General features: G+C 38.2%; 8 protein-coding genes and 1 pseudogene. 5 read left to right on the top strand and 4 right to left on the bottom strand.

Translation table 11 applies throughout. The features are described from left to right. Window positions 1-189 precede the first annotated feature (189 nt). The 4 genes from H6G97_RS26950 (at window position 190) to H6G97_RS52945 (ending at window position 6,523) form a co-directional block, all read left to right on the top strand. Window positions 190-2,277: an AMP-binding protein gene (locus H6G97_RS26950; protein WP_190943644.1), complete on the top strand. Its 2,088-nt coding sequence runs from the start codon at window positions 190-192 to the stop codon at window positions 2,275-2,277. A gap of 106 nt (window positions 2,278-2,383) precedes the next feature. Next, entirely contained in the window at window positions 2,384-3,427 is a 1,044-nt protein-coding gene (locus H6G97_RS26945) for a 3-oxoacyl-[acyl-carrier-protein] synthase III C-terminal domain-containing protein (RefSeq protein ID WP_190943643.1), read from the top strand. Between the two features lie 170 nt (window positions 3,428-3,597). Continuing rightward, a complete protein-coding gene (locus H6G97_RS26940) occupies window positions 3,598-6,216 on the top strand; it encodes an aminotransferase class III-fold pyridoxal phosphate-dependent enzyme (RefSeq protein WP_190943642.1) in 2,619 nt (872 codons plus the stop codon). Between the two features lie 136 nt (window positions 6,217-6,352). Beyond that, window positions 6,353-6,523, top strand: a complete 171-nt coding sequence (locus H6G97_RS52945) for a hypothetical protein (protein ID WP_242055271.1) — start codon at window positions 6,353-6,355, stop codon at window positions 6,521-6,523. A 75-nt stretch (window positions 6,524-6,598) separates the two neighbouring features. Here H6G97_RS52945 and H6G97_RS26930 read toward each other — a convergent pair. Further along, a pseudogene (locus H6G97_RS26930) lies at window positions 6,599-7,061 on the bottom strand (transposase); the annotation flags it as partial. Then, window positions 7,036-7,467 (bottom strand): SDR family NAD(P)-dependent oxidoreductase, encoded by a 432-nt coding sequence (locus tag H6G97_RS26925; RefSeq protein WP_242055269.1) that lies wholly within the window; start codon window positions 7,465-7,467, stop codon window positions 7,036-7,038. The pseudogene H6G97_RS26930 and the gene H6G97_RS26925, both read right to left, overlap by 26 nt. A 337-nt stretch (window positions 7,468-7,804) precedes the next feature. Between H6G97_RS26925 and H6G97_RS26920 the strand changes: the two genes are divergently transcribed. Next, the gene (locus H6G97_RS26920) at window positions 7,805-9,820 is read left to right on the top strand and encodes a protein-arginine deiminase family protein (RefSeq protein WP_242055267.1); all 2,016 of its coding nucleotides are present in this window, start codon (window positions 7,805-7,807) and stop codon (window positions 9,818-9,820) included. Window positions 9,821-10,037: 217 nt separating this feature from the next. On the opposite strand, the gene H6G97_RS55490 is transcribed toward H6G97_RS26920, so the two are convergent. Beyond that, window positions 10,038-10,232 carry a hypothetical protein gene (locus H6G97_RS55490; protein ID WP_338421854.1) on the bottom strand — a complete coding sequence of 65 codons (195 nt, stop codon included), beginning with the start codon at window positions 10,230-10,232 and terminating at the stop codon, window positions 10,038-10,040. Continuing rightward, a complete protein-coding gene (locus tag H6G97_RS26915) occupies window positions 10,223-10,597 on the bottom strand; it encodes a WGR domain-containing protein (protein ID WP_338421853.1) in 375 nt (124 codons plus the stop codon). Before H6G97_RS26915 ends, H6G97_RS55490 begins: the two co-directional genes overlap by 10 nt. Between the last annotated feature and the right edge of the window lie 46 nt (window positions 10,598-10,643).

Here is a 10,643-nt window from a genome sequence, read left to right as displayed (position 1 = left end):
CGAAATCCCTGAGCCTATTTTATTAACCAAGATTTTTGCCAAGCTTACTGCTTTAGGACGTATTCATCCCGTTTCCACCGGCGTTGAACCCTCGTAAATTGGCAGACGTATTGAACAAGTCTTCTTATTTTTATTCGCTACCCCGACTTATTGAGCCGATACACAACTACTCACTCTAAAATAATTCCAATGAATCAGATAATTACAACACTTACAAATAGCATTTGTATCAACAACAACTTCTCTAATTTGGTTGATATTTTACGCTATCGAGCTTTACATCAACCAAATCAAACTGCTTTTACGTATTTAGAAGAGCAAGAAGAACTAAAGACAACTTTAACTTATCAGCAACTAGATGCTAAAGCTAGAAGTATTGCTGTATATTTGCAGAATATATCAACTCCAGGAGAGAGGATTTTATTACTCTACCCGCCAGGACTTGATTATATAGCAGCCTTTTTTGGATGTCTTTACGCAGAATTAATTGCGATTCCTCTTTATTCGCCGAGAAACAACCGAAAGATGTCCCGGATTCAGTCAATTATGGAGGATTCTCAAGCACAAATTGCTCTGACAAATAGTCGTTCTCTCATTAATATACAAACATTATTAAATCATGCTCCTGATTTAAAAAAACTACAATGGTTAGCAACTGACGAAATTGATGAAAATTTAGCTGAACAATGGGAGTCAAAATCAGTCAGAAGTGTTTCTATTGCTTATCTTCAATACACATCTGGTTCTACTTCAACACCTAAAGGTGTAATGATTAGTCATGAGAATGCTTTAGAGAACTCAGCAGAAATAGCCATTTCATGGAGAACAGGGGCTGATAGTGTTCTCGTATCATGGTTACCTCACTTTCATGATTTTGGACAAATATACGGGGTGATTCAACCAATTTACAATGGGTTCCCATGTATATTTATGTCACCGGCCTCATTTACTCAAAAACCAATTCGATGGCTAAAAGCAATCTCCGACTACAAAGCTACTCACAGTGGCGCACCAAATTTTGCTTATGATTTATGTGCTGACAAAATCAAACCAGAACAACGTGAAAATCTAGACCTGAGTCGTTGGGAGATAGCTGTAAATGGTGCAGAACCAGTCAGAAAGCAGACATTAGAAAATTTTTATCATGTTTTTGCACCTTATGGTTTCCGTTGGAGTACTTTCTACCCAGGTTACGGACTAGCAGAGGCAACACTCAAAGTGTCATCTGCAAGAAAGAAGAACTCACCAACAATTTTAACTGTTCGAGCAGATTCACTGACAAACAATTTAATTGTCGAAGCATCATCTGACGAAGCATTTACAAGGACATTAGTTGGATGTGGTAGTACTGTATTAAACTCAAAAGTTGTCATTGTAAATCCTGAATCTCTCACTCAATCTCCATCCGGTCAAGTTGGTGAAATTTGGGTATCAGGCCCTAGTATTGCTCAAGGATATTGGGGACGAATTGAAGAAACTCAGCGCACATTTAGAGCTTATCTAACTGATAATGAAGAGGGACCCTTATTGCGAACAGGTGATTTGGGTTTTGTCAAAGATGGCGAGTTATTTATCACAGGTCGAATTAAGGATTTAATCGTCATCCGAGGTAGCAATCATTATCCTCAGGATATCGAGCTAACAGCAGAACAAAGTCACGCCGGTTTACGTTCGGGATATAGCGCAGCCTTTGCCATTGATGAGAATGAGCAAGAAAGACTTGTTATTGTTTGTGAAATCGAGCGTAGTTACCTGCGGAAGCTGGACGCTGATGAAGTAATTCAAGCTATACGCAAAGCAGTATCTCAAGAACATGAATTAGAGATATATGCTGTATTACTGCTAAAAACAGGTAGTATTCCTAAAACCTCTAGTGGCAAAATTCAACGTAAGGCTTGTCACACTCAGTTTTTAAATAACCAATTAGATGTAGTTCAAGAGTGGAAAGTTCAGTCAAACGAAAAAGTAATAAATGAAGGTCAATTTTCCATGCCAAATAACTTATCCAATATCATCAAATCAGGGACTCAGGATTGGCTGATTTCGTGGATTGCCAAAGAGAAAAACTTAGATATAAAAGAAATTGATCCCAATCAATCTCTTACTTACTACGGTCTTAGTTCCTTGGATAGTATGAATTTACATGGGGATTTAGAAACTTGGCTTGGCTATTCAATTGTCCCTGATTGGTTGTGGGATTCTCCATCAATTGATGCTTTAGCCAAGCAAATTTCTCAACCTCAAAATTCTGTTTTTGTCTCTAAAGTTACATCATAGTGGGCTTCTATAAATCCTTTCCCCCTCCTGTTTATTTAAGGAAGTTATTAGGCAAAACCATAACCTCCGATGAGCAAAAAATGTTGTCTTTTTCCCATAAAATCACATGAAAATTGAAGCAATCAAGGCTGCTTTGCCAACAAAGAAACTGACAAATGATGATATTTTGGCATTGATTGAGGAATATAGCCAACCAATCTTTGCAGGAGATTTAAAGGCAGCTTTAAGTAAAATAAATTTTTTCCTTCGCTATTCAGGTTCAGATATCCGTTACTGGTTAGACAAAAACGAAAAGCCAATTGATTTAGTAGCTCGTGCTTTTCAAGAAGCAATTATTGAGGCAAACTGCGACAAAGATGACATAGATTTACTGATCTATACAGGTATTGGTCGAGGATTTATAGAACCAGCAGCAGCCTACCACGTTGCAGCTAGTCTTGGTTTGCAACACGCAGAGTGTTTTGATATCCTCGATGCTTGTATGAGTTGGACTCGTGTGTTGAATATAGTCTATTCATTACTTCAAATCGGTCGTTACAAACGAGCTTTAATAGTTAACGCCGAGTGTAATATGCGTTTCGGTGGAGCAGTTTTTCCTAGTGTTTTCCAACTGCCGAATATTGAAGCTATTGAATGGTCTTTTCCAGCTTATACTTTGGGAGAAGCAGCGACAGCAACAATTGTTTCCTACGATCCAGATCGAGAATGGGAATTTCACTTTAAATCTCGTCCAGACCTGGCAGATTTGTGCAACGTACCTTTAGATGGATACGAAGGTTATTGCACACCTTCTGGGCGTATTGGCTTAAATGGCATTAACAAATTTACCTCTTTTGGAGTTGAGTTGCACGCCAATGGATACCAGGAGATCATCGATATCTTTAAATGTTTAAAAGCTCCGATTGATGAAGTTCGTGCAATTTTCCCCCATGCATCCTCAAAAAGAGAGTGGGACAAAGTTGCCGAAGCATTAAACATCAAACATCTCCTTTGGCATATTTATCCAACTTATGGAAATCTAGTCTCTGCTTCTGTACCCACAGGCATCGCTTCAGCCATTGAGGCAGGACAGATTAAACGGGGAGATCGGATTGCTGGTTGGGTTGGTAGTGCAGGTATGTCTTTTTGTGCCTATTCTTTCATTTATTAGATATCTCCAAATTGGAAAACACAGCTTATAAGCTAGCCACAAAGAGGCTTTGGCTGTTTTCGGAAATATCTATTAATTAAGGGGTTAATAAAAGGGGTATCCCATTTATCTAGCTCCTCATATTTTCTTTAAAATAACAAATGATTAATTAACAAGAGGTTTAACAGTTAATGTTGTTGCAACTTTTCAAGTTTGTTAGTGTAACTTTCTTTTACCTTTGTGGATATTTTCTTACTACTGTAGGTACAAATAAAGAAGAGCGAATCTCAAAACAAGGCCAATGGATTTACCGCTATCTCCTCTACATGGGACCTGTCTACATCAAAATTGGACAAATTTTAGCAACACGTTCCGATTTGATTCCACCAAATTGGGTACAAATATTACGAGAACTGCAAGATAATGTACCTTATATGGATGAGGCTGATACGAGGAAAATTATCACCAAAGATTTGCCTCTAGCATTTGAAAACGTTTTTAGTGAATTTTCTTTTCAGCCAATAGCTAGTGGTTCGATTGCTCAAGTTCATAGAGCCACCTTATTAACTGGACAAAAAGTCGCTGTTAAAGTTGTTAAAAAAAATGTTCGTAATCAACTTAAACAAAATCTGGATATTATCCAGTTATTTGTTGACATCCTTGATTCTGTAGTTCCATCTGTACGAGAACTAGGTTTACCAAAGCGTCTGCAAGAATTAAGAACTTTGCTGATTATTCAAGCAGACATGAAACAGGAGGCTCAAAATCAGGAATTAGTATATAACAACTTTAAAGATCATCCTTATATCAGGGTTCCGGCGATTATTAAAGACCTTTCAACTTCTAACTTATTGTTTATGGAGTTTATGGAGGGAATCCCAGGAAAAGATGTTTACAAAGTTGAATTAAAACGCAATCTTCTCGCTCAAAGGTTTCAAGATACTATTTATACTATGCTTTATATGCATGGGTTATGTCATGGTGATCCCCATCCTGGAAATATCTTTTTTACAAAAGATGGCTCGATTATCCTCCTAGACTATGGCATTACTGTTCAACTAAACGAAGATGAAAAATGGGGTTTATCATCTTTTTACTACGCTTGTACTCGCAAAGAATGGGATGTAGCTGTAGAGCGTTTTACTCAGCACTTTGTCACAGATAAAGACTACATTAATCAAAACTGGAATCAGTACGCGCAAGAAATTCAAAACGTTTTACAATATCATTTTGATATCAGTACGACGCAATGGTCAACAGTTAGTTATTTTCAAGATGTTAGCAAGGTATTGCGTAAGTATCGCGCACGGTACACAACTAATTTTACAAAAGTTGAGTTGGTCTTTTTATCTTGTGAAGGCTTTGCAAGTCAAATCGATCCCAATATTGAAATCTGGGAAAATGCACGTAAGTTTACAGACCGTTACTCTCCTTATATGAATCCAAAAGTCAAAGAAACTTTTGATATTTATTTTCAACAAACGGCTCCTTCCTCTTTAGCAATGCGCGATCGCGCCGATAATTCCTTAGTCGCACCTACCCACATTAACCGATATTTTTTCCCCAGCACTTATCCAGTATTTGTTAAAAAGGCTGATAAAAGCAAAATTGAAGACTTTGATGGTAATGTTTTCGTAGACATATCATGCGGTTATGGTCCTCATCTCTTAGGCTATGCCCATCCTGTCATTAACCAAGCAATTTCTGAAGCTATTGCCAACGGTTTTGTCAACGCAATTGGGCATGAAGCGGAATTAGAACTAGCCGAAATACTTGTTGAGGCTTTACCGGGTGCTGAGAAAGCAATCCTCTCCAACTCTGGAACAGAATCCATTTTACAAGCAATCCGTCTGTGCCGGGCTTACAGAAAGAAAGATCGAGTAGCGAAGTTTGAGGGACACTATCACGGATTTTCAGATCAAGGAATGATTAGTTCCTGGTTTCGCTTTACAGGTGAAAAGTTCAATCCTCAGCCGATTGCTGGAACTCAAGGAACTGACAGTGCTACAGTCAAAAATACTCTTGTTTTGCAATACGGTTACATTGAAGGTTTAGAGCGATTGCGCTCAGAAGCATCTGAGTTAGCCTGCGTTATTTGCGAACCAATGCCTTCGTTACTAGCTAATTACGACGTTAATTTTCTGACAAAACTGAGAGCAATATGTACAGAGTTAGACATTCCTCTAATTTTTGATGAAGTTGTTTCGGGATTTCGGGTAGCCTATGGCGGCGTACAAAACCTTGCAGGAATTTTTCCTGATTTGACTTGCTTAGGTAAAGTAATCGGAGGAGGACTTCCCTGTGGTGCAGTTGTTGGTAAAAAGAACCTGATTGACATTGGTAAAAGCTCTCAAGATCCCTTCTCTGACTATGAAAAAAAAGCTTTTGTTGGCGGAACGATGAGTGGAAACTCAATGACTTGTCTTGCCGGAACAGCTACATTAACTTATCTCAAAGAACATCCAGAAATATATGTAAAACTTGACAATAACACTAATTGGCTTGCCCAAAAACTCCTAGAAATTGGTCACTCTCACGGTGTACCAATCCAAGTAAAAGCAAATCGTTCGATTTTTTCTTTGACATTTAGTCATAAAAACGCTACTTACTTCCGAGAAAAGCAAGCTGGTAGTAATTTTAAAGTTAATCTTGCTTTAGCATACTATATGCGTAAACACGGCATTTATATGCCCGAACTCCATACCTTAATGTTGAGCGCAGCCCACACGCAAGAAGACCTAGAGCTTATTTGTACTGCCTTCAATTTAAGTTTGCAGGAAATGTTAGAGGATGGTTTTTTTACACTTTAGTTAGTGAATCAGAAATAAAGTCTAATGGAGAGATAAGAGGATGTTTTAAGAGGTTGTTTGAAAAGTCTAACAGGTTGTAAAAAAGCTCATCTCAGCATACGCTGTGAATAGAAAGTAGACAGCACGAGAGAACAACATGAGTAAAGCATACCCCAGCAATTTGACCCTCGCCCAATATGAATTTCTAAGTGACATGATTCCAGAACCGAATGGCGCTAAGAAAAGCTTTAAGCTATGCTCTGTAATGATTACAGGCATTTATTCGATTAAGGAGTCAAGGAGTAAGAGCGATCGCTATTTTTTGTAGGTGCTGTGAAAATTAGGGTAACGGTGAGGGTTGCCCCAAAAAATTTTTAGATAGGAAAAGCTTACTATAGCAATCCTAAATCATTTGTGAGAAATTACCGTACTCATTCAGCTTAGGAAAGTCAAAAATTTGACCATCGACGGCTAGCTCAAATAATGCTTTAACTACAGAAAAAGAATGGCAGAAAAAATAAAACTCTCTAACCAATTTTTTCGCTTGTAACCAAATATCTTCTACGGGATTTTGTTGTGGAGCATTTGGGGCAAATCGTTTACAAGTTATCAACCATTGTTCTTGCTCAAGCTGACGATTCAAAGAATCTAAATAGTCTTGAATTGCATTAGAACGATGATAAGAAGCTCCATCCCAAATTATTATGCATATTAGCTCCTGGACGCTGTGATTGAAGATATTCCAAGAAATTTATCGTGTTTTGGAAGTCTCCTTTTTTCGCTGCGTAAGTTATAAATTCGTGGGTTTTGTAATCTATAGCACCAAAATATGTTTGCTTATCACGAGCATTTACAACTGGAATTGATTTGGGCAAAGACACCACCTCCATTAGCTTTGAGTATCGGGGCAAACGCCTGAGCCATGTAGATCAATCCATATACATTGATGTTCATCTGAAATTCGAGAGCGGCGATCGCATTCTCAGCTAAAGGAGTTCCAGCTTGAAAGACTCCTGCATTATTGATAACCACTTGCACATCTGGGGCAGTTTGAGCAGCAGCAACAATAGATTGGGGATCACCTAAATCAACCTGAATTGGTACTACCCGTAAACCGTATTGTTCAACCAATGAGGAGACACTGTTGAGCTGACGAACAGCCGCGTAGACTTTGGCGGCTCCGTGTTCAATAAACGACTCAACTATTGCCTTGCCAATGCCGCGATTCGCGCCTGTAACCAAAATGGTTTTGTCTTTGATGTCGTAGTTCATTTGGATTTCTCTTTATGATTTTCCATGATCTGGAAACCTTGGACATGAGCGTTCTTAAGCGTTATTGTTGTGAATACTAACACCTATTTTGTCTGTATTAACTGTTTCTACCTTTCTGCCCTGCATTAATTAAACTTTTACCAAATAGGGAATTTTTAAAGTCATAAGTCGCTTTGCCTGCCAACATTCTCATAATTTCAGTTAAATTTGTAGTTCCGGGAAGTTACAAAAGTGGGTTGAGGTATCAGGAATATTTATTAATTAAATTATTATCAATCTTTAATAATAGTTATAGGATAAAGAAAATAGTAAAAATAGATTAAGCTAGATGGTCATTATGGTTATGAGAAAGTTATTAGAAGCTGAAAGATTTGATGAGCGTCGTTCAGCTTCTAAAGAAAGAAGCCAAAATTATGAAGATGTTCTAATTCTCGGTCAGCCAGTACAAATGTCTTTAAAAAAACTAGCTCCTCCCCAAACTAAACTTGTAATTTTAAATACTAGTGGAGAAGTTGAACTATTTACTAGTGCTGACCAAATAGTTTCTACACAAACCCCTCTTTATTTGGAACAATTTCCAGAAATTAATCTCTTGTCAAGAACCTTCAGCGATCAAATCAAAGACCGTTCTTTGCAAATCAGTTTTCAAGATAATAATGGTCGTCAGCTAAGTCTTGTACAACTGAAGCTAACTGTTGTTCGGGTTTGTCTAGATATTGATGCAGATCGGGATGGAGTTGTTGACGAAGATAATCCCCAAAAAGCTGATTGGAAGTGGGGCATTAATGGTCATGGTGCAGTTTTATTAGTGAATAGCGATCGCGATATTGTTTATTCAAATCAGGAAAATGATAGCGAAGAAAGGTTAATCAAAAGTCTGCTCGATCTAAAAGATTTTAGCTTTATAATTGTGCGTAACGCTGGTTTGAGAGATTTGCCTTCTGGATACGAACTCTACTTGACAGTTAACAAAGACACAGCCAAAAGGATTCGTATCTATGATGAATTAGATAGAAATGGTTATGAGCTAATTGGCCCAGGAAGAACAAACGCAAAAATTAGGGATACCGACCGAGATATTCTTTTGGCTATTGAGGGATTAAGTTATCCTGATTTTGATTTTCCTGGCATAGTTGAGATTACTTTAAGTCTAGTAAAAGATGAAAAATCTCTCTACAGCGATCGAGTTATCTTCAGAGTCGCACCTTGGATTATGACTCCGAATACTTTATCCCCGATCGCAGTCTTTGTTTCTCGGTTATCAAATGGAGTTAACAAGGAATTTATTGAGGAACTGAGAAAAGTTGTTGGAAAAGCTAACGCGCAGCTAGATATTATTCCTTTTGAATTTCATCAGGATGACCGTTGGATGCAAGACGAGATTGAGATTGGTTATACTCAATCTCCAGGACATCTAATGTATGTGGTGTTTGATTCTCCCCGTGATCGAGGATTAGTTGACTTCCCCAAAACCAAACTTTTAGGCATTGACTTTGGTTATGTAACTCGCAAAAGCCGCTATGAGGCTACAAAATTAGACTCTTTTGGCAATTTAGAAGTTTCTCCACCAGTAACCATTAAAGGCGTTCATTATCCCTTTGGTCGTCTGATTTTTGGAGGAACTCGCAAACAAATTATCCCACAGCCGCGTCGAATGTTAAAGGTGTTACGAGATTTTCTTTACGCTCAAGAAATTCAAGCACCTTTTGAAATTTTTTCTGATTGGTTGAGTGTAGGACATATTGATGAGTTTATGACTTTTGTTCCTGCTCCTACCTCTAAAGGTTTTAAACTACTTTTAGCTAGTACTGAACAATTTTATAACATTCTCAAACGGTTACGAGAAGAAGGTCATGCTCATGTATTATTACGGCAAGGAAAACGATTTTCTAGTGGGCCAGCTGATATTAGTGTGTCAGATGTCCTAGATAATGAAAAATTAAATGAGCATAATCATCGCTTTCAAGGATACATTAATTGGAATCGAGAGGTTTTAAAACAAGAATTAGATTTAAGTGAAGAAGATATTATCGAACTACCTGCTTTGTTTGAAAATGATAAAGATGGACGAGCAGAAACTTTTTCCCCTAACATGGTCAACATGATAGTTTTGAAGCAGCATCTTGGTATTCCTAAACCTTTTGGGCCTAAGATTAATAATCAATGCCAATTTGAAGCTTATGTTAAAGAAGTTTTAGAACCCTTGGGTTTAGTTTGTCATTTTCTCGATGATTGGGAGCCATATTTCCTCGGACGAGGAGAAATTCATTGTGGAACTAATACACGTCGCCAACCTTTTACTCAAAAGTGGTGGGAAGTTGAGCCTGCATTTTTGAAAGAAGTTTCTTTGTAACCTGGATGGAAAAGTTTCATTCAAGAAACTAATAGTAGGCAGATACATCAATCAACTACTCTGCCTCCTGCCAGGCCTCGATTGAAGCTAACAGAATATTAGCCAAAGGATGGTCGATTAGCTTTTTAAATGCTTCAGTTCCGCCAGCCAACACTAGGGATGTGATTGCAAAAAAATTAAAGTGTGACCAGTTTTTCGCTAATCACACTCTCGAACCTTACAAATGTCGCCAGAAGTTCTTGCTGATAGTCTTGAGGCTGACAACTGCCGTTTCTGTTGTTGCTTCAGGGGCATGACCAACAGCCACAGCAGCAACTTGTGGTGCAGGTGTCGTTAACAGAGAATTGAGTAATTCTTGCTGATAGTTAATATCTGCTACTGTGCGATAAACTCTGTGATAATTTATCTGCATCCCCAAAGGTGTGGGACAATTTTGAGATATTCATTAAGAGCAGATATGTAGGTATCACCAAAATTCTGGAGAGCAACAGCCGGACGGAGAATATTCAACAATTGAATAGCTCGTCTAATATCTGCAACACTGCGGCTAGCATCAATCTCTGGCTGACTTTCGCTGTAGCCTTTGGCTTTCTTTTCTGCTACTAGATTGTTGAATTTACTAACCGCTCTCTGATGATTGCCTAATGTGTGGACTTTAGTCTGCGCTTGATAGCCGACTCTGCCCCACTGCACTGTTAAATTACCATCTTCGACAATGGCCGCCCAGAATTTATTGCTGTTTTGAATTGCGTCAACAAAGACTAAATAGATTTCCATCTTTCTTACCCTGTCAATTTCCTAACTTCAGGGCATTGCCCCATCT

This window comes from Nostoc flagelliforme FACHB-838, assembly GCF_014698065.1.
GTDB lineage: Bacteria > Cyanobacteriota > Cyanobacteriia > Cyanobacteriales > Nostocaceae > Nostoc > Nostoc flagelliforme_B.
The sequence above is the reverse complement of the archived record's forward strand: the minus strand, read 5'-3'. Positions and strand labels throughout refer to the sequence as shown.